This window comes from Serratia nematodiphila DZ0503SBS1, assembly GCF_000738675.1.
GTDB classification, from domain to species: domain Bacteria; phylum Pseudomonadota; class Gammaproteobacteria; order Enterobacterales; family Enterobacteriaceae; genus Serratia; species Serratia nematodiphila.
On the sequence record NZ_JPUX01000001.1, the window covers coordinates 2,897,352 to 2,920,109 of the forward strand.

The 22,758-nt window shown below is 62.1% G+C and carries 23 protein-coding genes and 1 pseudogene; 7 read left to right on the plus strand and 17 right to left on the minus strand.

The genetic code is table 11. From position 1 onward, the window contains the following. Positions 1-4: 4 nt before the first annotated feature. On the plus strand, positions 5-1,192 hold the full coding sequence (locus JL05_RS13305; RefSeq protein ID WP_033632683.1) for an amino acid aminotransferase: 1,188 nt from the start codon (positions 5-7) through the stop codon (positions 1,190-1,192). A gap of 20 nt (positions 1,193-1,212) precedes the next feature. Next, positions 1,213-2,610: an amino acid permease gene (locus JL05_RS13310; RefSeq protein ID WP_021505795.1), complete on the plus strand. Its 1,398-nt coding sequence runs from the start codon at positions 1,213-1,215 to the stop codon at positions 2,608-2,610. A 37-nt stretch (positions 2,611-2,647) separates the two neighbouring features. Here JL05_RS13310 and paaY read toward each other — a convergent pair whose 3' ends face one another. The 13 genes and pseudogenes from paaY to paaA all read right to left on the minus strand — a co-directional run bounded on the left by paaY (position 2,648) and on the right by paaA (position 13,940). Further along, positions 2,648-3,244, minus strand: a complete 597-nt coding sequence (gene paaY, locus JL05_RS13315) for a phenylacetic acid degradation protein PaaY (RefSeq protein WP_004935205.1) — start codon at positions 3,242-3,244, stop codon at positions 2,648-2,650. Positions 3,245-3,256: 12 nt separating this feature from the next. Next, positions 3,257-4,195, minus strand: a complete 939-nt coding sequence (gene paaX, locus JL05_RS13320; protein ID WP_033632684.1) for a phenylacetic acid degradation operon negative regulatory protein PaaX — start codon at positions 4,193-4,195, stop codon at positions 3,257-3,259. A gap of 78 nt (positions 4,196-4,273) precedes the next feature. Beyond that, the gene (gene paaK, locus JL05_RS13325; RefSeq protein ID WP_004935199.1) at positions 4,274-5,581 is read right to left on the minus strand and encodes a phenylacetate--CoA ligase PaaK; all 1,308 of its coding nucleotides are present in this window, start codon (positions 5,579-5,581) and stop codon (positions 4,274-4,276) included. Positions 5,582-5,596: 15 nt separating this feature from the next. After that, the gene (gene pcaF / locus JL05_RS13330; protein ID WP_033632685.1) at positions 5,597-6,802 is read right to left on the minus strand and encodes a 3-oxoadipyl-CoA thiolase; all 1,206 of its coding nucleotides are present in this window, start codon (positions 6,800-6,802) and stop codon (positions 5,597-5,599) included. Beyond that, entirely contained in the window at positions 6,799-7,239 is a 441-nt protein-coding gene (gene paaI, locus JL05_RS13335; protein WP_015378355.1) for a hydroxyphenylacetyl-CoA thioesterase PaaI, read from the minus strand. The genes pcaF and paaI overlap by 4 nt, the downstream gene beginning before the upstream one ends. Then, positions 7,236-8,767, minus strand: a pseudogene (locus JL05_RS13340) (3-hydroxyacyl-CoA dehydrogenase). The gene paaI and the pseudogene JL05_RS13340 overlap by 4 nt, the downstream one beginning before the upstream one ends. Positions 8,768-8,769: 2 nt before the next feature. Then, complete coding sequence (gene paaG / locus JL05_RS13345; RefSeq protein WP_033632686.1) at positions 8,770-9,561, minus strand: 2-(1,2-epoxy-1,2-dihydrophenyl)acetyl-CoA isomerase PaaG; 792 nt, start codon at positions 9,559-9,561, stop codon at positions 8,770-8,772. Positions 9,562-9,564: 3 nt separating this feature from the next. Then, on the minus strand, positions 9,565-10,338 hold the full coding sequence (gene paaF, locus JL05_RS13350) for a 2,3-dehydroadipyl-CoA hydratase PaaF (protein WP_033632687.1): 774 nt from the start codon (positions 10,336-10,338) through the stop codon (positions 9,565-9,567). Positions 10,339-10,346: 8 nt separating this feature from the next. After that, the gene (gene paaE, locus JL05_RS13355; RefSeq protein ID WP_015378351.1) at positions 10,347-11,405 is read right to left on the minus strand and encodes a 1,2-phenylacetyl-CoA epoxidase subunit PaaE; all 1,059 of its coding nucleotides are present in this window, start codon (positions 11,403-11,405) and stop codon (positions 10,347-10,349) included. A 13-nt stretch (positions 11,406-11,418) separates the two neighbouring features. Beyond that, positions 11,419-11,916 (minus strand): 1,2-phenylacetyl-CoA epoxidase subunit PaaD, encoded by a 498-nt coding sequence (gene paaD / locus JL05_RS13360; RefSeq protein ID WP_004935179.1) that lies wholly within the window; start codon positions 11,914-11,916, stop codon positions 11,419-11,421. A 9-nt stretch (positions 11,917-11,925) separates the two neighbouring features. Then, entirely contained in the window at positions 11,926-12,684 is a 759-nt protein-coding gene (gene paaC, locus JL05_RS13365) for a 1,2-phenylacetyl-CoA epoxidase subunit PaaC (RefSeq protein ID WP_033632688.1), read from the minus strand. A gap of 8 nt (positions 12,685-12,692) precedes the next feature. Beyond that, positions 12,693-12,980: a 1,2-phenylacetyl-CoA epoxidase subunit PaaB gene (gene paaB / locus JL05_RS13370; RefSeq protein WP_004935173.1), complete on the minus strand. Its 288-nt coding sequence runs from the start codon at positions 12,978-12,980 to the stop codon at positions 12,693-12,695. Between the two features lie 21 nt (positions 12,981-13,001). Beyond that, a complete protein-coding gene (gene paaA / locus JL05_RS13375) occupies positions 13,002-13,940 on the minus strand; it encodes a 1,2-phenylacetyl-CoA epoxidase subunit PaaA (RefSeq protein ID WP_033632689.1) in 939 nt (312 codons plus the stop codon). 317 nt (positions 13,941-14,257) lie between these two features. Between paaA and paaZ the strand changes: the two genes are divergently transcribed. After that, the gene (gene paaZ / locus JL05_RS13380; protein WP_033632690.1) at positions 14,258-16,324 is read left to right on the plus strand and encodes a phenylacetic acid degradation bifunctional protein PaaZ; all 2,067 of its coding nucleotides are present in this window, start codon (positions 14,258-14,260) and stop codon (positions 16,322-16,324) included. A gap of 43 nt (positions 16,325-16,367) precedes the next feature. On the opposite strand, the gene kdoO is transcribed toward paaZ, so the two are convergent. Together kdoO and JL05_RS13390 are read right to left on the minus strand one after the other, a co-directional pair. Continuing rightward, entirely contained in the window at positions 16,368-17,261 is an 894-nt protein-coding gene (gene kdoO / locus JL05_RS13385) for a Kdo hydroxylase KdoO (protein WP_033632691.1), read from the minus strand. A gap of 479 nt (positions 17,262-17,740) precedes the next feature. Next, positions 17,741-19,294 (minus strand): sensor domain-containing diguanylate cyclase, encoded by a 1,554-nt coding sequence (locus JL05_RS13390; RefSeq protein WP_033632692.1) that lies wholly within the window; start codon positions 19,292-19,294, stop codon positions 17,741-17,743. A 160-nt stretch (positions 19,295-19,454) separates the two neighbouring features. Here JL05_RS13390 and JL05_RS13395 point away from each other — a divergent pair, with 160 nt between their 5' ends. Continuing rightward, positions 19,455-19,649, plus strand: coding sequence for a hypothetical protein (locus JL05_RS13395; protein WP_004935157.1), 195 nt, complete (start codon positions 19,455-19,457; stop codon positions 19,647-19,649). 15 nt (positions 19,650-19,664) lie between these two features. Here the strand turns inward: JL05_RS13395 and yjdN are convergent, their stop codons facing one another. Beyond that, entirely contained in the window at positions 19,665-20,084 is a 420-nt protein-coding gene (gene yjdN / locus JL05_RS13400; protein ID WP_004935154.1) for a VOC family metalloprotein YjdN, read from the minus strand. A 176-nt stretch (positions 20,085-20,260) separates the two neighbouring features. Continuing rightward, entirely contained in the window at positions 20,261-21,181 is a 921-nt protein-coding gene (locus JL05_RS13405) for a Kdo(2)-lipid IV(A) acyltransferase (protein ID WP_033632693.1), read from the minus strand. 629 nt (positions 21,182-21,810) lie between these two features. Here JL05_RS13405 and JL05_RS13410 point away from each other — a divergent pair. The 3 genes from JL05_RS13410 to JL05_RS13420 all read left to right on the plus strand — a co-directional run bounded on the left by JL05_RS13410 (position 21,811) and on the right by JL05_RS13420 (position 22,758). Then, complete coding sequence (locus JL05_RS13410) at positions 21,811-22,008, plus strand: glycine zipper domain-containing protein (RefSeq protein ID WP_004935148.1); 198 nt, start codon at positions 21,811-21,813, stop codon at positions 22,006-22,008. Positions 22,009-22,022: 14 nt separating this feature from the next. Beyond that, entirely contained in the window at positions 22,023-22,271 is a 249-nt protein-coding gene (locus tag JL05_RS13415; RefSeq protein ID WP_004935146.1) for a GlsB/YeaQ/YmgE family stress response membrane protein, read from the plus strand. Positions 22,272-22,365: 94 nt separating this feature from the next. Next, entirely contained in the window at positions 22,366-22,758 is a 393-nt protein-coding gene (locus tag JL05_RS13420) for a YidB family protein (RefSeq protein ID WP_004935144.1), read from the plus strand.

A 22,758-nucleotide genomic window follows, 5' to 3' on the forward strand; every position in this document is an offset into this window, starting at 1 on the left:
CGTCATGTTTAAACAGGTTGCACCTTCCGCCGCCGATCCTATTATGTCGCTGATGGAAGCCTATTTGCAGGATCCCAATCCGAAAAAAGTGAATTTAGGCATTGGGCTGTATTACGATCGGCAGGGGAATATTCCGCTGATGCAGGCGGTTGAGGCCGCCGAGCAGCGGTTGCTGGCGCTGCGTCGCCCGCACGGTTATCCGCCGATCGAAGGTTCGCCGCAGTTCGCTCGCCAGGTGCAGACGCTGCTGTTCGGTGAACAACAGGCGGCCGAGATCGCCACGGTGCAGACCGTCGGCGGCTCCGGCGCGTTGAAGCTGGCGGCGGATTTTTTGCGCCACTTTCTGGCGCGCGGTGAAATTTGGGTGTCCGATCCCACCTGGGCCAATCACTGGGCGATTTTCGAAGGTGCCGGGCTGCGGGTGAATACCTATCCCTACTTTGATGAATCGGCGGGCGGCCTGCGTTTCGCCGCCATGCTCGACGCGTTGGACAGCCTGTCGCCCGGCAGCGTAGTCCTGCTGCATCCTTGCTGCCATAACCCGACCGGCACCGATCTGACGGCGGAGCAGTGGCGCGCCACGCTCGCCGTGCTGCAGCGGCGTAACCTGCTGCCGCTGTTCGACATCGCCTATCAGGGCTTCGGCGATGGGCTGGAGGAGGACTGCTTTGCATTGCGCGAAGCGCTGAAAACCGATCTGCCGTTTTTGGTCTGCAACTCGTTTTCCAAAAACGTCGCGCTGTACGGCCAGCGTCTGGGCGCGCTGTCGGTGCGCTGCGCCGATGCGGAAAATGCCGCCAACGTCAAAGGGGCGTTAAAAACGCTGATCCGCCGCAGCTACTCCTGCCCGCCGACGCACGGCAGCCAGATCGTGGAAACCCTGCTCGGCGACGCCGAACTCGGCCGGCTTTGGCGCAATGAGCTGGCGGAAATGCGCTCGCGCATCAAGCAAATGCGTGAACAGCTGGCCGCCGGGCTGGCGCAGGGCGGCTCTTCGCTGGACCACCGGCGCATTCGCGAGCAGCGCGGCATGTTCAGCTATACCGGCCTGAACGAAGCGCAGTTGCAGACCCTGCGGCAGCGCTACGCCATCTATCTGGTCTCGCCCGGCCGCATGTGTCTGCCGGGGCTTAACCCCGGCAACATCGACTATGTGACCGCCGCGATCCTCGACGTCACTCGCACCGCCTAACTCCGCTCGGGAACCCAGCCATGCCACAGATGAATGATTTTGAGCATATCGCCCGCCGCCAGGGCGGGTTGAACAAGCATCTTACCGCCGGGCAGATGTCGATGCTGGCGATCGGCGGCGCCATCGGCACCGGGCTGTTTCTCGGCAGCGCCTACGCCATTCAGATGGCGGGGCCGTCGGTATTGCTGAGCTACCTGATCGGCGGCGTCATTGCGCTGCTGCTGATGGGCAGCCTGGCGGAAATGACCTCCGAACACCCGACGCCTGGTTCGTTCGGCGACTACGCCGAATTCTATCTCGGCCCGCTGTTCGGTTTTCTGGTGCGTTATTCTTACTGGTCCTGCGTGGTGTTGGCGGTGGGCACCGAAGTCACCGCCATCGGCATGTACATGCAGTTCTGGTTCCCGGCGACGCCGACCTGGCCGTGGGTGCTGCTGTTCTCGGCGGCGGTGATCGTCGTCAACGTGATCGGCGTGAAGTCGTTCGGCCAGGTGGAATACGCGCTGTCCACCGTCAAAGTGACGGCGATCGTGGCGTTTATTTTGATCGGCATCGGCATTTTGGCATTCTCGGGCAACCCGGCCTACGGCCTGCGCAACCTGACCGCCGGCGGCTTCATGCCGTTTGGCGTCAAGGGCATGTGGTTTGCGGTGATCGTGTCCATCTTCAGCTACCTGAGCATTGAAATGATCGCGGTGGCCGCCGGCGAGGCAAAGAATCCGGTGATTGCGGTGAAGGCGGCGTTCAAGGGCACCATCGTGCGGCTGTTCATCTTCTACATGCTGTCGATCGCCCTGATGCTGGCCATCGTGCCCTGGCGCCAGTCCGGCACCGGCGAAAGCCCGTTCCTGATGGCGATGAACGTGATCCATTTGCCCGCCGCCGCCGGTATTTTCAACTTTATCGTGCTGGTGGCGGCGTTGTCGGCGATGAACAGCCAGCTGTATATCACCACCCGCATGATGTTCTCGCTGTCGCGCGCCGGGCAGGCGCCGGCGGCGTTGGGGCGCGTCAGCCGACGCGGCATTCCGGTCAATGCGCTGGCGATGTCGTGCATCGGCATCGTGGTGTCTATCGTGCTGAGCCTGGTGGCGCCGGAAACGTCGTTTGCCGCCATGATGTCTATTTCGGTGTATGGCGCCTGCTTTACCTGGCTGATGATTTTTGTCACCCACCTGTTTTTCCGCCGCCGGCATCGGCAGACTCACCTGAAGTTCCGCATGTGGGGGTTCCCCTATACCACCTTGCTGGGCGCCGGGCTGATGACGGCGCTGATGATCTCGACCGCGTTTACCGAATTCTTCCGCATGACGTTGTGGTTCGGTATTCCGTTCACCCTGCTGCTGGTGGTGGCTTATCACTTCCAGAGCCGCCGCGCGGCTGCGCCGTCGCCGCTCAAGGCGCCGGAAGTGGAGTAATGCGGGGAGGGGCTGAGGCGCGCCTCAGCCCTGGGGATTAAAGCTGGCTTTTCGGGATCAGGTGATCGCCGAAGCTCAGGCGTTGGCGGCCCGGTTCGATTTCGGTCAGCGGCGCCACTTCGTGCAGCGAGGATTTGCAGCGCTGCACCAGATCCTGATACTCGCGGGTGCCGGCAATCTTCCAGGCCAGCTCCTGTTCGGTCAGATCGCGCAGCACGCGCGCCGGGCTGCCCACCACCAGCTTGTTGGCTTCGATCGTCGCCGCGGCTTTGACGAACGCCATCGCGCCGACGATGGTGTTCTCGCCGATCTCCGCGCCGTCCATCACCACCGCGTTCATGCCCACCATCGCGTTGCGGCGAATGCGGCAGCCGTGCAGGATGGCGCCGTGGCCGATATGGCCGTCTTCTTCCACCACCGTGTCCTGCTGCGGGAAGCCGTGCATCACGCAGTTGTCCTGAATGTTGGCGCCGTCGCAAATCACCAGGCGGCCAAAATCGCCGCGCAGGCTGGCGTTCGGGCCGATATACACGTGTTTGCCGACGATCACGTCACCGATCAGCACCGCCGTCGGGTGCACGTAACTGCTGGGGTCAACGACCGGCGTCAGGCCGTCAATCTGATACACAGGCATAGCGTGAGTTCCTTAATATGTAGGGTCGCGCGGCAGGCCGCCGAAGCGCCGATAGTAACCGGCGGCCGGCGCGGGCAGGGCGCCGATGGTGGTCTCCGCCAGCGCGCTGACGTAGTCCGTCGCGGCGCGATCGACCTGCTGGTAGAGATTGATGCACAGGTTGCGGGCGATTTGGCCCTCCCACTGCGCGGGCAGCAGCGCATCCGGCAGCAGCGGATCTTTCAACACCACGCGACGGAAGAAGTGAATCAATAATAGCTTAATCTGGAAACAGCGCAGCGGCGTCAGCGCCGCCGGGTCGACTTCGCGCAACAGCGTCATCAGTGGCCGGAAGGAGACGATAAACTCGTGATAGCCGGCCGCCACGTCGCTGAGCGACCAGCAGTCGGCCACCAGTTTCTGCAGGGTTTGCTCGGAGCGGTTGTAGGGGTAATCGGCGCGAAAGTAGATCACCTGTTCGCTGGCGTTGAGTTCGCCGAGCAGCGCCGTCACGTCGGTCTGCGCATGGGTGGGGGCGGCCATCAGATTGTTGGCGATCTGCCCGAACCCGAGCCAGCCCAGCTCTTTTTTCAGCCGCGCGCGCGCGTTTTTTTCGGCGCATTCCAGCAGCAGCAGCTCCCACTTGCCGTCCCAGGCGGGCTGCTCGCGCAGATAGATCTTCGATTCGGCGTGGCGGAACTGGCGCATTCCCTGCTCGGTCACGCGGTAGAAGCTGCGGCGGCCGATTTTCTCCACCGCCAGCCAACCTTCTTTTTGCAGGCGGAACACCGAGGTGCGCACGAAGCGATCGCCGAAACCGAAGGCCTCCAGCAGCGCGCTCAGGCTGCCGAGCCACACTTCGCCGCCGCGGTGGCTGAGCGCGTCGCCGTACAGCGAAATGATCAGCGAGGTGCCGCTGATCGGCTGCGCGTCGACGGCGTGGCGAATGAACTCATCCAGTTTATGTTCCATATTTTTCCATGGGTTAGCCTTCGATGAGCCACAACATTAACATAATTTGGGGCGGCGTCATCCGTGACGCCGTGCGCCTCAGCGCGGCCGCAGATCGACCACGCGCTGCGCCTTGCCTTCCGAGCGCGGGATATCGCCGCAGTTGGCGATGCTGACGTCGGTGCTGACGCCCACGATCGATTTGATGTGGTGGCGCAGCTGGTGGCAGATGTCGCAACGCTGCTGGTGGCTGAGGCTGAGCGCCGATTCTTTCAGCTCGACGCGCACCGCCAGCGTGTCCAGGTGCCCGCTGCGGCTGACCTGCAGCTGATAGTGCGGCGACAGCTGCTCGAACTGCATGATCTGCTCTTCCACCTGCGACGGGAAGACGTTGACGCCGCGGATGATCAGCATGTCGTCGGAGCGGCCGGTGATCTTGCCCATGCGGCGCATCTGGCGCGCGTCCCCCGGCAGCAGCCGGGTGAGATCGCGAGTGCGGTAGCGGATCACCGGCAGCGCCTCTTTGGTCAGGGTGGTAAACACCAGTTCGCCGTGCTCGCCGTCCGGCAGGGCGACGCCGGTCTCCGGGCAGATGATCTCCGGCAGGAAGTGGTCTTCCCAGATGGTGGGGCCGCCGCCGCTTTCCAGACACTCCATCGCCACGCCCGGCCCCATCACTTCCGACAGGCCATAAATATCCAGCGCCTTGATGCCCATGCGGGATTCGATTTCGTGGCGCAGGGCTTCGGTCCAGGGTTCGGCGCCGAACACGCCGAGCCGCAGCGAGCAGCCGCGCGCGTCGCCGCCCATCTTGCGCTCCAGTTCGTCGATCAGCGTCAGGCAATAGGACGGCGTCACCATGATGATGTCGGGTTTGAAGTCGAGGATCAGCTGCGCCTGGCGTTCCGTCTGCCCGCCGGACATCGGGATCACCGTGGCGCCGAGCCGTTCCGCGCCGTAGTGCGCCCCCAGGCCGCCGGTGAACAGGCCGTAGCCGTAGGCGACGTGCACCTTGTCTTTGGCGGTGGCGCCGCCGGCGCGCAGGCAGCGGGCGACGATATCGGCCCAGTTATCGATGTCGCGCTGGGTGTAACCGACCACCGTCGGGCGGCCGGTGGTGCCCGAGGAGGCGTGGATGCGCACCACCTGCTCCATTGGCACCGCGAAGGTGTCGAACGGGTAGTTGTCGCGCAGATCCTGCTTGGTGGTGTAGGGGAAGCGCGCCAGATCGCTCAGCTGCTTAAGATCGTCGGGGTGTACGCCCGCCTGATCGAACTTGCGCTTGTACATCGGCACATTGTCGTAGGCGTGGTGCAGCGTCCACTTCAAACGCGCCAACTGCAACGCTTCAATCTCATCGCGCGAGGCGAATTCGATCGTTTCGAGGGGCTGTGGATTTATTGTCATGGTTAGCCTCAGGGGTCAGACACGCTCAATGATCATGGCGATGCCTTGGCCGACGCCGATGCACATGGTGCAAAGCGCGTAGCGGCCAGCTCGCCGTTCCAGTTCAAACAGGGCGGCCAGCGCCAGGCGCGCGCCGCTCATGCCCAGTGGGTGCCCCAGAGCGATCGCGCCGCCGTTGGGGTTAACCTGCGGGGCATCGTCCGGCAGGCCAAGCTGGCGCATCACCGCCAACGCCTGGGCGGCGAACGCTTCGTTCAGTTCGATGACGTCCATCTGCGCCAGGCTCAGCCCGGCGATCTCCAGCACCTTGCGGGTGGCCGGCAGCGGGCCGATGCCCATCAGCCGCGGCTCCACGCCGCAGGTGGCGGTGGCAACGATGCGCGCGCGCGGCGTCAGCCCCTGGCGCACCGCCATTGCTTCGGAGGCGACGATCAGCGCCGCCGCGCCGTCGTTCAGGCCCGAGGCGTTGCCGGCGGTGACGCTGCCGGGCTGACGGAACGGGGTTTTCAGCGCCTGCAGCTGCTCGAAGGTGGTGTCGGCGCGCGGGTGTTCATCCTGGCTGAACAGGGTGACCGCGCCTTTTTTACCGGTGAGGTTGACCGGGGCTATCTCCTGCGCCAGGTGGCCCAGCGCCTGCGCCCGGGCGGCGCGCTGCTGGCTGCGCAGCGCAAAGGCGTCCTGATCGGCGCGGCTGATATTGAACTGCGCCGCGACGTTTTCGGCGGTCTCCGGCATCGAATCGGTGCCGAACTCGGCCTGCATGCGCGGGTTGACGAAGCGCCAGCCGAGGGTGGTGTCGTACAGCTGCGCCTGGCGGCTGAAGGCGCTGTCGGCCTTGCCCATCACCAGCGGCGCGCGGGTCATCGACTCCGCGCCGCCGGCCAGCAGCAGCCCGGCGTCGCCGGCTTTGATGCTGCGCGCCGCCATCGCCAACGCATCCAGGCCCGAACCGCACAGGCGGTTCACCGTGGTGCCGGAAACGCCGACCGGCAATCCGGCCAGCAGCAGTGCCATGCGCGCCAGATTGCGGTTGTCTTCCCCTGCCTGGTTGGCGCAGCCGAGGATCACGTCGTCCAGCTGTGCCCAATCCACCTGCGGATGGCGCTCCAGCAGCACGCGCAGCGGCAGGGCGGCGAGGTCGTCAGCGCGCACCTGCGCCAGCGCGCCGCCGTAGCGGCCGATCGGGGTGCGCACGCCGTCGCAGATAAATGCCTGATTCATGCCTGATCTCCTAAAATGCTGTGGCCAAGGCGGTGCGCGCGGCCGCGAAACCAGGCGACGGTTTTGCCCTGTTGATTGACGATTTCGACGTCATACAGCCCGGTGGCTTTGCCCTGATGGCGCATCTGCGCGCTGGCGGTGAGGCGATCGCCGGCCAGCGCCGGGCGGACGAAGTCGATGCTGCAGCCGGAGGCCACCGCCGCCAACCCCTGGCTGTTGCAGGCGTAGGCGAAGGCGGTGTCCGCCAGGCTGAACAGTTGGCCGCCGTGGCAGGTTTGGTGGCCGTTGAGCATCTGCGGGCCGACGGTCATGCTGACCTGCGCGTACCCGGCGTCGACGGCGTCGATGTGCATCCCCATCGCCTGAGCGCAGGTATCTTGCTGGAACATCTGTTCGGCGCAGCGCTGAGCCAGCGCGCGCGGCGTATTGGCGTTCATCGTTTGGCTCCTGGGAAAGAGGCGGGGGAAGCGTAGCGGCGCAGCAGCGGCATCGGGCGATAGCGCGCTTCGCCGTAATAGCGTTGCAGGTTTTCCAGCGTCGTCAGAATGTGACGCCAGCCGAGTGCGGCGCCCCAGGCCAGCGGGCCGCGCGGATAGTTGACGCCGCGCAGCATCGCCAGATCGGTATCTTCGGCGCCGGCGACGCCTTTGTTCACCACGTCGAGCGCTTCGTTGGCCAGCATGGCCAGGGTGCGCATCGTCAGCAGGCCGGGATAATCCGGCAGTTGAATGACCTGCTTGCCGAGGGACTGCAGCAGGCGAATCGCGTTGGCATTGTGTTGCGCGCCGTTTTGCGCCGCGCAGCTGATGGCGATGGCGGAGGCATGCGCATAGTCGGCACAGAGATCGAACAGCACCACAGGCGTTCCACGTTCGTCGGCCAGTTGGCTGGCGGTTTTGCCATTGGTTAACATCAGTGTAACGTCGTCGATCGTGAGGTACGGGCTGGTCTGGCCAGGTTGTTTGATCGCCCCGCATTTTCGATCAACAGTTCCGCTAAATCGGCCAGAGAAGACCAGTCGCCGTGCAGCGTGACGCGTTGCGGCGGCGCGGCCTGCGCCGGCGGCGCAAAGGCGATCATCTCTGCGGCGGGGCGTTGCGCGTCGTAGCGGTAGAAGCCGCGGCCGGATTTGCGGCCGAGATGTCCGGCGGCCACCAACTCCTGCTGCACCAGAGAGGGGGTGAAGCGCGGATCCTGGTAGAAGGCCCGATACACCGAGTCGGTCACGGCGTAATTGACGTCCTGGCCGATCAGATCGGTCAACTGCAGCGGGCCCATGGCGAAGCCGCCGGCGTCGCGCAATACCGCGTCCAGGGTGGCGGCGTCGGCCACCCGTTCCTCCAGCGCGCGCAGGGTTTCGGCGTAGAACGGCCGCGCCACGCGGTTGACGATGAATCCCGGCGTTGAACGGCACACGACGCTTTGCTTACCCCAGCGCTGCGCCAGGGCCTGCAGCGCCGCGAGGGTCTCGGCCCCGGTCTCCAGACCGCTGACGATCTCCACCAGCTTCATCAGCGGCGCCGGGTTGAAGAAGTGCAGCCCGGCCATGCGCTGCGGGTGTTGCAAGGCGCCGGCGATGGCGGTGATCGACAGCGAGGAGGTATTGCTGGCGAACAGCGCCGTGGGCGAGCAGACCGCTTCCAGATCGCGGAACAGGCTCTGCTTAATCGCCAGATTTTCCGCCACCGCTTCAATCACCAGCGTGCAGTCGGCCAGTTGCTCGAGCGAGTCGGCGCGTTCGAGGCGCGCCAGCAGCGCCTCGGTGGCGTTGGCGTCGGCCTTGCCGCCGTCGACCCGCTGCCGCAGGCGGCGAGCGAGTTCGTCTATCGCGCGCTGGGCAGCAGCGGGCGCGATGTCGAACAGCCGTACCGGGTGGCCGGCGGCGGCGGCCACCTGGGCGATGCCGATGCCCATGGTGCCGGCGCCGATCACCGCCACCTGGCCGTTAAGAAGGGGCGCGTTCATGGCTATTTCCCGCTGAAGTTTGGCGTGCGTTTGGCAAAGAACGCGCTGACGCCTTCGCGGTAGTCGTCGCTGCGGCCGCCCAATCGCTGCAGATCGCGCTCCAGATCGAGCTGCTGATCGAGGCTGTTGGTGGCCGAGCTGTAGATGGCTTTCTTGATAAGACCCAGACCGTAAGTCGGCTGGGTGGCCAGATGGCGCGCCAGCGTTTGCGTGCGGTCGGCCAACTCCTCCGCCGATACCACCTGCCAGATCATGCCCCACTCCAGCGCCTGCTGGGCGCTGATTTTGTCACCCAGCAAGGCCATGCCCATGGCGCGGGCGTGGCCGGCCAGCCGCGGCAGGAACCAGCTGCCGCCGGAATCAGGGACTAGCCCCAAACGGCAGAACGACTGAATAAAGCTGGCGTTGTCGGCGGCGATGACGATATCGCACGCCAGAGCCAAAGCGGCGCCGGCGCCGGCCGCCACGCCGTTGACCGCGCATACCACCGGTTTCGGCAGGGCGGTCAGGCGGCGGATCAGGGGGTTGTAGAAACGTTCGACCGACAGGCCGAGATCCGGCGCCTGTTGATCGGCGCTGACGTTGCGATCGTTGAGATCCTGCCCGGCGCAGAAACCGCGCCCGGCGCCGGCGATCAGCAGGCAGCGCACGCTGTCGTCGCGCTCGGCCTGCGTCAGCGCTTCGCCCAGCTGGCGATGCATCTCGTCATTAAAGCTGTTGATCCGATCCGGCCGGTTGAGGGTCAGCGTCAACACGCCGGCGTCGAGATGGCTGAGAATCAATGCGTTATCCATAAATCAGCGCCCCTGATAGTTTGGCGTACGTTTTTCGAAAAAGGCGGCGATGCCTTCGCGGCGATCGTCGGTGGCGGCCAGGGTGACGAACTGCTGACGCTCCATCGCCAGCCCCTGGCTAAGGCCGATTTCCTCGGCCTGTTTCAGCGCCTGTTTGGCGGCGCGCAGCGCCAGCGGCGCCTGACGGCTGATGCGATCGGCAATCTGCTGCGTGCGTTCCAGCGTCAGGGCATCGACGCACACTTCGCTGATAAGGCCGGCCTGCAGCGCGATGCGGGCGTCGATGGCTTCGCCGGTCAGCACCATCTGGCTGGCGCGCGATTTGCCGACGCAGCGGATCAGGCGTTGGGTGCCTCCGGCGCCCGGCATCAGACCAAGGGTGATCTCCGGCAGGCCGAAGCGGGCGCTTTCACCGCCGATGACGATGTCGCAGGCCAGCGCCAGCTCGCAGCCGGCGCCCAGGGCATAACCGTTCACCGCCGCCAGCAGCGGCTTGCTGAAGTGCGCCAGACGCTGCCACAGCTGCGGACGGCGATCCGCCAGCGCGGCCGGCAGGTTCTGTTGTTGCAGTTCGCGCAGATCGGCGCCGGCGGCGAAGAAGCGCGCCGCGCCGGCGATCACCACGGCGCCCACGCCGCTGTCGGCGTCGGCCTGCTCCAGCCGGGCAACCAGCTGTTCCAGGCACGGCGTGCTCAGGGCGTTACGCGCCTCCGGGCGATGCAGCGTCAGCGTGACCACCCGGTGTTGCTGCTGATGCAAAATAAACGGGGTATCCATCGCGGCTCCTAGACGTCGAAGTCCAACACCACGCCGTCGCCTTTCGGCCACGACTGGCAGCTCAATACGTAGCCCGCCGCCAGCTGATCCGGCTCCAGGCTGTAGTTGACGCCCATCTCCACCTGGCCGGCCTTGAGACGGCATTTGCAGGTGGCGCACACGCCGCCTTTGCAGGCGTAGGGCAGATCGGCGCCCTGGCGCAGCGCGGCATCGAGAATGCTGTCGTCCTGTTCGCCGACCTCGATATCCAACCGGCGGCCGTCGAGCAAGATCGCCACCCGGGTGGCATTGCGATCGCCGCTGTGGCGCGGGCGGGCGACCAGGCCGCTGGTGTTGAAACGTTCGCTGTGGATGTGATTGGCCGGTACGCCGGCCTGTTCCAGCACGGTCTGCGCGTCGTCCATCATCGATTCCGGCCCGCAGATGAAGGCGTGGTCATAGTCGCGGAAATCCAGCAGCGCGCCGCCGATCGCCGCCAGGCGTTCGCGGTCGATGCGGCCGCTGAGCAGCGGGCTGTCGAGACTCTCCTGGCTGAACAGGTACAGCGGCTGAAAACGCTGTGGGTAGCGGTTTTTCAGATCCGACAGCGCCTCTTTGAACATCATTGAACGGCTGTTGCGGTTGCCGTAGATCAGGGTGAAGCTGCTGCCCGGCTCGAGCTGCAGCGTCGCCTTGATGATCGACAGCATCGGCGTGATGCCGGAACCGGCGGCGATCGCCAGATAGTTGCCGCGGCGCTCCGCCTGCGGCTGATAGCCGAAGCGCCCCTGCGGCACCATCACTTCCAGCGCATCGCCGACTTTCAGCATGCGGTTGACGAAGCCGGAGAAACGGCCCTGATCAATCGCTTTCACGCCGATCTGCAGCAGGCCTTCCTGCGGCGAACTGCAGATGGAATAGCAACGCCGCAGCTCTTCGCCGTTGACTAGCGCCTTGAGCGTCAGGTGCTGGCCGGGGGTGTAGCGGTATTGGTTTTGCAGCTCTTCGGGCACCCGCAGGGTGATGGCTACGGCGTCCGGCGTTTCGCGCTCGATGGCGGCGACGTTCAGGCGATGAAAGACCGTCATGGTGTCAGCGCTCCTATATGCATTTGAAATAATCGAACGGTTCCCGGCAGTCGCAGCAGCGGTACAGCGCTTTACAGGCGGTGGAGCCGAACTCGCTGATCTTCTCGCTGTGGGTGCTGCCGCAGCGTGGGCAGGCTACCGGACCGTGGGCATGCGGCCGATCGCAGGTGTGGCCCTGCGGCGGCGCTACGCCGTATTGCCGCAGCCGTTCGCGGGCGTCGGCGTTCATCCAGTCGGTGGTCCAGGCCGGGCTGAGGCGAATGTCCACCCGCACCGGGCTGAATCCGGCGGCCGTCAGCCGCTGCTCGATGGCGTTGAGCAAAAATTCGGTGGCCGGGCAGCCGGAATAGGTTGGGGTGAAGGTCACGCGCCAGCCGTTGCCGTCGCGCGCCACGTCGCGCACCATGCCCAAATCGGTGATCGACAGCACCGGCAGCTCGGGATCGCTGATCTGTTGCAGACAGTGCCAAATCTGCGGGATTTCAGCGGGTTGCAAACGAGTGACGTTCATCGCGGCCTCCTACCATTGGCCGTTTGGATAGGCGCGTTGCAGGAACTGCATCTCCGCCAGCAGCGGGCCGAGGTGTTCACTGTGTCGGCCTTGTTTGCCGCCGTGCCGGAACGCCTGCTCGGCGGGCAGCGTCAATGTCGCCTGGCGCAGCGTCTCTTCCACCTGCGCTTGCCAGGGAGCCTGCAGCTCGCGCGGATCGACGGCGATGCCCTGTTCCGCCAGCTCAAGCTCCAGCGCGTCGGCGTGGAACAGCTCGGCGGTGAAGCGCCACAGGTTATCCAGCGACTGCTGGATCTTGCGGTGGCTGATGTCGTTGCCGTCACCGAGGCGGATCATCCAGCCGCGGCTGAAGCGCAGGTGGTAATCGGCCTCCTTCAACGACTTGGCGGCGATGGCGGCGATCTGCGCATCGCCGCTGCGGCTCAACGCCTGGTGCAGCTGCACGTGGTAGACGTCGAGCAGGAACTGGCGCACCAACGTATCGTTGAAACCGCCGTTCGGCTGTTCCGCCAGCAGCAGGTTATGAAACTGGCGTTCGTCGCGGCCGAAGGCCAGGCTGTCTTCGCTGCAGGGCGGCCCGGCCAGTTCGGCGGCGTAGCCCAGGAAGTGGCGCGCCTGGCCGAGCAGATCGAGCCCGATGTTGGCCAACGCCAGATCGATCTCCAGCTCGGGCGCGTGGCCGCACCAGGCGCACAGGCGCTGGGCGAGGATCAGAGGCGTGTCGCCCTGGCGAAGCAAATAGCTGATGCGCGGATCGTTAACCGTCATGGTCGCCTCTACATGTTCTTGATGCCGTCGGGAATGGTGTAAAACGTCGGATGACGGTAGATCTTGTCTTCGGACGGATCGAAGAACGCGCCGCGATCTTCCGGCTGCGAGGCGATCAGATGGCGCGATTGCACCACCCAAATCGAGCAGCCTTCATTACGGCGCGTGTAGGCGTCGCGGGCGTTTTCCAGCGCCATTTGGTCGTCGGCGGCGTGCAGGCTGCCAACGTGGCGATGCGCCAGCCCTTGTTTGCTGCGGATAAACACTTCATACAGCGGCCATTCAACGTGGCTCATGATCTCGGTTCCTTATGTTGGCTATGCGGCGGAAGCGGCGTTTTTCGCGGCGTGGGCCATGGCGCCGTCACGCACCCAGGCGCCGTCTTCCCAGGCGCGGCGTTTGGCCTGCAGGCGTTCGTGGTTGCATTGGCCACGCCCTTTGATCACCTCATGCAGCTCGCTCCAGTCGATCTCGCCGAAGCGATAGTGGCCGGCAGCGGCATCCCAGTGCAGATCCGGATCCGGCGCCGTCATGCCCAGCGCTTCCAGCTGCGGTACGGTGTTGTCGACGAACTTCTGCCGCAGCTCATCGTTGCTGTGGCGTTTGATTTTCCACGCCATGCTCTGGGCGCTGTGGGGGGAGTCGACGTCGCTCGGGCCGAACATCATCAGCACCGGCCACCAGAAGCGATCGATGGCGTCCTGCAGCATGGCGCGCTGCGTGTCGCTGCCGTTGGCCATCGCCATTACCGCCTCGTAGCCCTGGCGCTGGTGGAAGCTCTCCTCTTTGCAGATCTTCACCATCGCCCGCGCATAGGGGCCGTAGGACGCGCGGCACAGCGCCACCTGGTTGACGATGGCGGCGCCGTCGACCAGCCAGCCGATCACGCCGATATCCGCCCAGTTGAGCGTGGGGTAATTGAAGATAGAGGAGTATTTCATCTTGCCGTCGAGCATCTTTTGGTAGATGTCCTGGCGCGAACAGCCGAGGGTCTCGGCGGCGCTGTAGAGGTACAGACCGTGGCCGGCTTCATCCTGCACTTTGGCCAGCAGCACCGCCTTGCGGCGCAGCGTGGGGGCACGCGTCAGCCAGTTGGCTTCCGGCAGCATGCCGATGACTTCTGAGTGGGCGTGTTGGCCGATCTGCCGAATCAGGTTCTGACGATAGGCGTCCGGCATCCAGTCTTTAGCCTCAATGGCGATATCCGCCGCGATCTTGTCGTCGAAATGCTGCTGATACTGTGCGTCAGTTGTCATGCTTGCCTCTTGGTGATTCGTATTTTTCACATTAAATATAAAAATGTGAATCACTTTAACTAACCATAAGGCTACAAATTGATAACAAAAAGATCAAACGAGATTTATGTGGTTTTGCGAGCGCACTCACAAGTGTTTTTGTTAATTTTATGATTCTAATTGATAAATTTAAGAGGTGACTCCGTATTAATGCCAGAGGGAACGGCTTGAAAGCGCTTCTTGTTCTCTTTTTGTTAAAATTGAGTTTGGCGTTGACTGGCATTTATGTGATACGTAATTAAGCTGTATGGTGAAAATTTATGAATTCCGGAGGGCACATGCAGCAGTTACACAGTTATCTTTCTGGCGCCTGGGTGTACGGGCAGGGAGAGGCGCGCGAGATCCGTCACGCCGTAACCGGCGAAGCGCTGTACCAGGTTTGCTCCGACGGCCTGCCGTTAGCGGCGAGCCTGAGCTATGCCCGCAGCCACGGCGGCCCGGCGCTGGCGCACATGACGTTCCAGCAGCGCGCCCAGATGCTGAAAGCGGTGGCGAAACACCTGCTGGCGCATAAAGAGACGCTGTATCAGATTTCCTATCAAACCGGGGCGACGCGCAGCGACGGCTGGGTCGATATCGAAGGCGGCATCGCCACGCTGTTCGCCTATGCCGGCATGGCCGGCCGCGATCTGCCGGACGATACGCTGTGGCCGGAAGATGAGCTGATCCCGCTGTCGAAGCAGGCGCAGTTCGCCGCCCGCCACGTATTGACCTCGCGCCCCGGCGTGGCGCTGCATATCAACGCCTTCAACTTCCCTTGCTGGGGCATGCTGGAAAAACTGGCGCCGACCTGGCTGGCGGGCATGCCGGCCATCATCAAACCGGCCACCGCCACCGCGCAGCTGACGCAGGCGATGGTCAGGCTGATCGTCGACAGCGGGCTGGTGCCGGAAGGCGCGCTGCAGTTGGTATGCGGCGGCGTCGGCGACATGTTTGCGCACCTGGATTATCAGGATGCGGTAACGTTCACCGGTTCGGCGCAGACCGGGCAGCGGCTGCGGGCGCATCCGCGCCTGTTGGAGAAATCGATCGCGTTCACCATGGAGGCGGATTCGCTCAACTGCTGCGTGCTGGCGGAAGACGTGACGCCGGAGATGCCGGAATTTGCGCTGTTTATCAAAGAAGTGTGCCGTGAAATGACCGCCAAGGCGGGGCAGAAGTGCACCGCGATCCGCCGCATCATCGTGCCGGCGGCGCAGGTGGCGGCGGTGCGTCAGGCCTTGTTGCAGCGTCTGGCGGGGGTGACGGTGGGCGACCCGCAGTTGGAGCAGGTGCGCATGGGGGCGCTGGTCAGCCACGAGCAGCGTGATGATGTGCAAAGCAAGGTGGAGTTCCTGCTGCGCAACGGCTGCGAACCGCTGTGCGGCGCGTCGTTGGATAAGCTGGAAGTGATGGGCGACGGCGCGCGCGGCGGGGCGTTTTATCCGCCGACCCTGCTGTATTGCGCCGATCCGTTCACCCATCAGGCGGTGCACGGCACTGAGGCCTTTGGCCCGGTGGCGACGCTGATGCCGTATGCGGATACCGAGCAGGCGATCGCCTTGGCGTTGCTGGGGCAGGGCAGCCTGGCGGGATCGCTGGTGACCGCCGATCCGGCATTGGCCAAGCGCTTCATTCGCGCGGCGGCGTGCGCCCATGGCCGCATGTTGATTTTGGATGAACAGGCGGCGGCGGAATCCACCGGCCACGGTTCGCCGCTGCCGATGCTGGTGCACGGCGGCCCGGGGCGCGCCGGCGGCGGTGAAGAGCTGGGTGGACTGCGCGCGGTGAAGCACTATATGCAGCGCACGGCGATCCAGGGCAGCCCGGCGATGCTGGCGGCCATCGGCGGCGAATGGGTGCGCGGCGCGCCGGTCGCCGAACATCCGGTGCACCCGTTCCGGAAATACTTCGAGCAGCTGCAGCTGGGCGACAGCCTGTTGACCGCGCGCCGTACCGTGACTGAAGCGGATATCGTCAACTTCGCCTGCCTGAGCGGCGACCACTTTTACGCGCACATGGACAAGATCGGCGCTGCCGATTCGCTGTTCGGCGAGCGGGTGGCGCACGGTTACTTTGTGGTGTCCGCTGCGGCCGGGCTGTTTGTCGACGCCGCCGTCGGGCCGGTGATCGCCAACTATGGCATGGAGAATCTGCGCTTTATCGAACCAGTGAAGATCGGCGACACCATTCAGGTGCGGCTGACTTGCAAAAAGAAAATCCGCAAGCCGCAAAAAACCGCCGAAGATCGGCCGCACGGCGTGGTGGTGTGGGATGTTCAGGTGTTGAATCAGGAACAGCAACCGGTGGCGCTGTACAGCATTCTGACGCTGGTGGCGCGCCAGCAAGGGGACTTCGAGGCATAATGCGCGTTTCGCCGCCGCCGGCATCCCGGCGGCGGCGAGCCATTCAGATCAGCGGCTGCCCGCGCAGCTGTTCCAGCACTTTCAGCGGCGAACGCTGCGGATCCTGCATCTTGTTCACCGGCAACAGGAAGGTCTGTTCCAGCATAAACTGGCCGCCCATTGCGGCGTGCGGCGTTTGATCCGAGAAGCAAATCCAGCTGCTGCCCGGTGGGAATTCCAGCGCCAGCTGCGGACCCCGTTGCTGATAATCGCCGTCGGCCTTCATGGCGTCATGCAACTGCAGCATCAGGTGGTCATAATGGCTGCGGCGGGTCTTGGTGATGCGCACCTGATGCTGCAGCCAACTGCTGAGGGCGGAGTAGCGTGCGAGGCGCGGCATAAAGCGTGCCGCCAGCTCAGGGAACGGCTCGCCGACGCGCCATTGGCGATGCTCGCCGTGCGGGTTGATGTTGGTGAAAATGCGCAGAATGCGTTCGCCGTAGTTCGGGCGCGACGGGAAAGCGTCAACGTGCAGGCGGCTGTCGTCTTTGCGCCAGGAACTGGTCGCCCGCCAGGCGGAAACCGGGTGCAAACGCAGGCTGCCGGTCGGGTGGTGCAGCGCCTCCTGATACTCGGGCAGCAGCCCGGCGATCAGCTGGCGGCAAGATTGATAATAGCGCTCCAGCAGTTGCTGAACCTGTTGACGGCGTTCCGCGACGGCGACGCCGCTCAGTTTGCCGGACAGCGGTTGATAGCTGATGTTTTTGCGCTTCGGATCGACCAGCGTTGGCTCCAGCAGCGGCATTTCCTGTTCAGACAGGGGGAAGGCCAGTTCGGGCAGAAACAGTACCTTGCCCTGTTCCAGTTCGCTGACCGCGCTGGATGCTTCCGCTGCCGCCCATTGTCGCAACGGCAGCGTCAGGACGGCCTGTTCACGCATAATATCGCCAGTAGGCATGAGATCTCCTCGCAAATCTATATCGCTTTATTCCCGTCTTTCAGGTTGCCGCGTGATTGGCTGCACTGGCTTGCGCAGTGGCTGGCTGGAGCGGCGTCAGCAGGCCGCTCAATTGCAACGTGAAATTTGTGGGTTCTATTATGGATGTATCAGCAGGGCGCAGTGCGCCGAAGCGTGCGATGGCTTCCTGATATAGAGAATAGTCCTGATAAGGATATCACCGGCAATACCAATGAAAAGTAAACGAGGGCTAAACGGGGCTGCGCGTAGGCACGAATAATCAAAAATGGCACGAATTGTCTGCGGAATGGTGATTTTTTATCTTGTTGAATTTTAATGGAAATAAATATTACGCTTATTATTGGCGTTATTTTATTCAGAGCGCAGGGTAACCCGGGAAAATAATGTTGCGGAGAGGAATTATTTCATTTTGGTTGGTAATAAATCGGGCCGCCAAAATTTGGTGGCCCGATTAATGATTAAGCGCCGTAAATGCAGTTTTTGCCTTTTTTCTTGGCCTGATACAACGCACTGTCCGCCTCATTGATAAAGCTGATTGGCGTATCGTTATACATATGTGGCACTTTGGCGCAGATACCGATGCTGATGGTGACGATGCCGTGCGGATTACCCTGATGCGGAATTTTCAGATCGCGCACCGCGTTGATGACGCGTTCGGCGAAAATCAGTGCGCCCTGGACGTCGGTATCCGGCAGGATAATCCCCATCTCTTCGCCGCCGTAACGCGCCAGAACGTCGTTGCTGCGGCACGCCAACCCTTTGAGCGTTTGGCCAATCTGCTGCAGGCATTGGTCACCGGCGACGTGGCCATAGCTGTCGTTGTACTGTTTGAAATAGTCGATATCCAGCATCAGCAGCGCCACGCTGCGGTAGTTGCGCGAAGCCCGTGCCAGCTCGTTCTTCAGCGCGATATCAAACTGGCGGCGGTTGGCCAGCCCGGTCAGGCCGTCCAGCAGCGCCAGCTCTTCGAGCATCTGGTTGATGCTGGTCAGCTGATCGCGGGTGCGCATCAGCTCGGCTTCGGTTTGCATGCTGTGCTTGATTTGCCGCAGCAGCACCATGCCCATCGCCAACAGGATCATCAGCAGCGAGAGGCCGCCGACGGCGAACAGGCCGGCGTCGGTGCGCCAGTCCGCCAACGCGTCGCGTTTCGACAGCCCGGCGGCGATCACCAGCGGAAAGCGGTTGACCCGCGAATAGCCGTAGATGCGCTCTACTTTGTCGTACAGCGAGGTGATGGTGGCGTTACCGAATTCCGAATGCGGCAAAATTTCGCTGAACAGCACACCCTTGGCGATGTTTTTACCGATCGACGCCGCCGAGTAAGGGCGGCGGTAAAGGATGGTGCCGTCCGCCAGCAGCAGATTCAGTGAGGCGTCGGTGTTGAGGGCGAAGCTATCGTAAAACTGGCGGAAATAATCGATGTACAGCGTCGCCAGCACCACGCCGCCAAAGCTGCCGTCCGGGTTGTTGAAACGCCGCGAAACGGGAATGATCAGATCGCCGGTGGTGCGGCTGCGGATCACCTTGCCGATGTACAGGCCGCCGTCGTCGCGGTTTTGATGGTATATGAAGTACTCGCGATCGGCGTTGTTGGCGTTCTTGATGAACTTGCCCGAGGAGGTCGCCAACCAGCGGCCGCGCGCATCGTAGAGAAACAGCCCATGCAGCTGCGGCAGGTTGCCGACCTGTGTTTGCATCACCCGCTGCTGCCGGGTCAATTGCGATGGCCCCAGTCCGTCGTTCTGGAGACGTTCGGTCAGATCGAGCAGATTGCCGTCCACCTGCATGAAAGTATCGTCGGCATGCTGCGCCAGCGAGCGGGCGAGGTTGGCGGATTCATGCTCGGCGCTGCGCAGATCGCGCTGGTGTGCGTTCCAGATTTGCCAGCTGTTAAAAAGGATCAGCGTGGCGGCAACGATGATGACAAACACGCCGGCCTGAAATAATAATGGGGAGCTTTTAACGCTGCGCGCCGGCACGGCATCCTGTATGGGTTGCTGCTGAGTCATGTCACCCTTGTTGTTTGATTACTATTCAGTTTGAGTTAAGAGCAATCTTATATTTTATGCATAAATGCGTCAGACCTCTAGCCTTTAACGAGGCGATAAGGCGAAAGGTCGATCGCTGCCCGCATCAGCGGCGGTGTGAACACCTCGGAGTGAAAGAGCCATGTCTGATTACATCATTATCGCTTTACTGACGCTGGCGGTGTATTACCCCCTTACGCTGGGAACGCTGGCGGTGATGATGTACTTCGCCTGGCGCCGCCGCCGATCGCCCTATTGGCGGTTGGGATTGGCGCTGTTGGCGCTGCTGTTCGTGCTGTTCGCCAAGGCGGCGTATGACTGGCACCGCTATGGCTAGCGGCGCCATGCGGGGTTATTCGACGTTGATCATCCAGTTGACGCCGAATTTGTCGGTCAGCATGCCAAAACCTTTGGCCCAGAAGGTGGCTTGGTAAGGCATCGTCACCTGGCCGCCCTGCGCCAGATTGTCGAACAGTTTGCGTCCTTGTTCCGCATCGCTGGGGTTCAGCGACAGCGAGAAACCTTTGTGAGAAGCACCGCCGCTGTCATCTTGCGGACAGCCGTCGGAGGCCATCAGCACGCCGTCGCCGATCAGCAGGCGCGCATGCATGATCGCTTCCGGATTGACGTCCTGCGGTCCGCCTTGCCGGGCTTCTTCGGGCATGTCTTTAAAGCGCATGACCATTTCAACTTTGGCATTCAACTGCTGTACGTAGAAGTTAATCGCTTGCTCACAGTTACCGCTGAAAAACAGATAGGGTTGTACCAGCATGACATTGACCTCGATTATGGCCCGACAGGCAACGACCGGCTCTCGGGCGGACGAAATGATTGCTGGCGGCAATAATTGCCGTCGGTGACTTACTAGTGTAGTTCCCCTGGCGCAGAATGCTTGTGCGAGGTGAGCGCGCCTTCGCCGGCGGTGTGACGGGCAAAGGCGCGAAGGGGTCAATACAGCGACGGTTCGCCGGGTGGGCGGGTTTTAAAGCGGCGGTGCAGCCACATGTATTGGTCGGGGGCCAGCAGCACTTGTTCTTCCACCACGCGGTTCATCTTGGCCGCCGCGCGCGTTTCATCATCCAGCGGGAAGTCCGTCAACGGCGGCTGCACGATCAGCTCATAGCCCTGAGCATTTGGCAGGCGGCGCGGCACGAAAGGCACGATCGACGGCCGCCCCATGCGCGCCAGAATAAAGGTGCCGGTGGTCGTGGCGGCATTTTCCACGGCGAAGAACGGTGTGAATACGCTACTTTGCGGCCCATAATCGTGATCCGGCGCGTACCACAGGATTTCGCCCTGTTTCAGGTTGCGGATCATACCTTTGATATCTTTACGATCGATCATGAATTTATTCGAGCGCAGCCGGCCGCGGGTCTGTACCCATTCCATCAGCTTGTTGTTGTGCGGGCGATGCACACCGATGCCGGGGTTTTGCATGCCGAAAATGCGCGCACCCAGTTCCAGCGTCAGGAAATGCAGACCGATCAGCAGAACGCCTTTGCCGTCCTGACGCGCCAGCCGCATGTTTTCCATGCCGCTCACCTTGAACCAGCGGGCGATGCGCCAGTCGGGCCAGAACCAGGCCATGCCGACTTCGAACAGGCCCATGCCGACGGACTCAAAATTTTTGACGATCAGCGCCTCGCGCTCGGCGGTGGGCATTGCGGGGAAGCAGAGTTCTAAATTGCGGCGCGCTATTTTTACCCGGCGTTTCATTAGGCGCATGGCTATTCTGCCAAGGCCGTGTCCGAGCCGATAAATGAGCGGGTAGGGCAGTAATACCAAGAGATAGAGTATTCCCAGTCCTATCCACAACAACCAATAACGAGGGCGCAATAATTCGCGCTCAAAGCGTTGGTTAGAAAGCATTTTTCCTGTTATTCCTTTTCTTTGCCAATGGGACCTTAACCCAAATTGTCATGAGGAAGATGATAGAATATTTTGTGCTAAACAGGATTTTCCATTAATGCTTTTTTTTACACTTTATTTAAACGCAGGCGAAAAACGAAGCGAAATAGGATTTTTACCGAGGGAGGAGGGGATATTTTCCGCTATTTCAATCGGCTGGCGAAATTGAAAAATAAAGACACAATTAAGCGCATCGCAAAAGTGACAACGGCTATGTAACCTTAATGAAACAGTAACGCTACGGAACCGTCCCAAGCGGCGGCCAGTGCGTACAGTAGCGCGAGGATCAGGACAAAAGGTGCATTGAACATCGGCGTTTCCTCCCGGAGGATATGTTTAAAGTTTAGCCTTGCAAGATGACAGCGGGATGAAATCAGATCGTTTTTTGTATGGTGAAATTCAGACGGACGGAAATAGGTAAACCGCTGATTTTTTACCATAGTCATAGTGTGAAGTTGTGCGTTTGCCGCCGGAAGCCTCCGCATTGAGCGGCAGCGGGCAGATTGCCCAGAGCAAGATCGCGGAGCGGATGGTGCCTGGCGCGAAACATGTGACGAAATTCTCAGAGGGTTGGTCTGTAAGGATTTGACATGTCATATGAAAATGACGATCTAAACGGTGTTGAGCAACCGAGCGACTACGTGAAAACCACCGCCTGCGAAGTGAGCAGCGGTGTAAAAGCAGCGCTCGAGCAATCATGTGCCTGCCTCAAGGATAACCCTTGGGCGGGGATAGGCGCCGGCGCCGTCGTGGGCCTGGTAATAGGATTTCTGTTAGGCAAAAGGTAATAGGGAGAGTAAAGATGGGCATCATTTCCTGGATCATTTTTGGTTTAATCGCCGGTATCCTGGCCAAGTGGATTATGCCGGGCAAAGACGGCGGCGGCTTTATTGTGACCGTTATATTGGGGATCGTGGGCGCCGTCGTCGGCGGCTATATCAGCACCTTCTTCGGTATGGGCCGCGTTGACGGTTTTAACCTGGGCAGCTTTGTGGTGGCGGTCATCGGTGCCCTGGTGGTGCTTTTTGTCTACAGGAAGATCAAAGGCTAAGCAGCCGTTGCTCAACAGGGTCGCCGCGGCGGCCCTTTTTCGTGAAATCAATCCGGCGGTGCGGCGCGGGCCGTACCCGCTAAAGGGGAATATCATGGGTCTGTTCGATAGCGTATTGGGTAACATTCTGGGCGGCGGCGCCAACGGTGGTAAAGGTATCGACTACATCGCCATTATGCAGTGGGTCGAGCAACAAGGCGGCCTGCAGGCCATTTTGGACAAGTTCCGTCAGGGGCAGTTCGGCGATATCGTCGGTTCCTGGCTCGGCAATGGCGAAAATCAGCCGATTACCGGCGACCATGTGCAGCAGGCGTTGGGTAGCGACGCCATCAACCAACTGGCTGAAAAGCTGGGCATCGATCCTGCACAGGCGTCCAGCACCATTGCACAGTTCTTGCCAACGGTCGCGGATGCCGCCTCACCAAACGGTGAAGTTCAGCAAGACAGCAACGAGCTGGGCGATATGGTCGGTAAACTGTTCAAATAA